Raw genomic sequence first — 1,028 nt, forward strand, 5'->3', positions numbered from 1 at the left:
CATCAGCGGAAAACTGGCAATCGCCGCCGCGAGCGCTCAGGTCAGGCCAGACTGGATGAACCCATAGACGAAGTGGCTGTAGCGGCGCGGAATTCCCAGCATCTGGACCTCGACAGGGATTGTTCCTAACCAGAAGCAAAAGCCATGCCCGGCATTAACCGATCCGAAGCGGACGTCCGCTCATCGCGAAGCCGGGCATTTCCCGGGACGCCGTCAACAGCCGCGCGCCAGCATCCCCGGCAAATCAATGCCCCACGATTTCCGGCACCCTGGTCGCCGGCGGCGTGTTGCGGCTCCGCGTCGTGCGGACGATGCCGTCGATGATGGTCATTCCGATGCCGGGGAGGTCGCCGAGCTGCACGCTGTCGAGGATGGTCTTGCCGGCGGAATGCTGCGCCTTGTCCATGATGACGAAATCGGCGGAGCGGCCGACCTCGATCAGGCCGCAATCCAGTTCGCGCATCCGCGCGGTGTTGCCGGTGGCGAAGCAGAATGCCAGTTCGGCCGGCACGTCGCCGAGCGACGACAGCATCGACACCATGCGCAAAATGCCGAGCGGCTGCACGCCGGAGCCGGCCGGTGAATCGGTGCCGAGGATGACGCGGTTGAGATCGCCCATGTCGCGCGCGATCCGCAGCGTGTAGAGCGCCGAGCGCTCGTTGCCGTTATGCACCAGTTCGAGGCCGCGCTTGCAGCCCTCGCAGATGCAGCGGATCTCGTCGTCGGGCAAAGCGGTGTGGCCGCCATTGATATGGCCGATCACGTCGGTGTCGGCCTCCAGCACCACGTCCGCACCGATCAGGCCGGAGCCGGGGATCGACGGGCCGCCGGTGTGTATGGTGCTCTGGATGCCGTATTTGCGCGCCCAACCCACCATCTTTTTCGCGGTCGGGCCGTCCTTGACGCCGCCGAGGCCGACTTCGCCGAGCAGTTTGACTCCCGCCGCCGCCAATTCCTTGAAATCCTCCTCGACCATTTCGCATTCGATCACAGGCGCGCCGGCATGCACCTTCACGCCGCCGGGCCGC

At 65.6% G+C, this 1,028-nt stretch carries 1 protein-coding gene and 1 pseudogene; both read right to left on the minus strand.

Going from position 1 to position 1,028, the window contains the following annotated elements:
• Positions 1 to 39: 39 nt before the first annotated feature.
• A pseudogene (locus tag Q8R73_RS18320) lies at positions 40 to 102 on the minus strand (DUF2798 domain-containing protein); the annotation flags it as partial.
• Between the two features lie 142 nt (positions 103 to 244).
• On the minus strand, positions 245 to 1,028 hold a 784-nt coding region (locus Q8R73_RS18325), incomplete at its 5' end, for an amidohydrolase family protein (protein ID WP_305720965.1).

Source organism: Bradyrhizobium sp. (genome assembly GCF_030697065.1).
Lineage (GTDB): Bacteria > Pseudomonadota > Alphaproteobacteria > Rhizobiales > Xanthobacteraceae > Bradyrhizobium.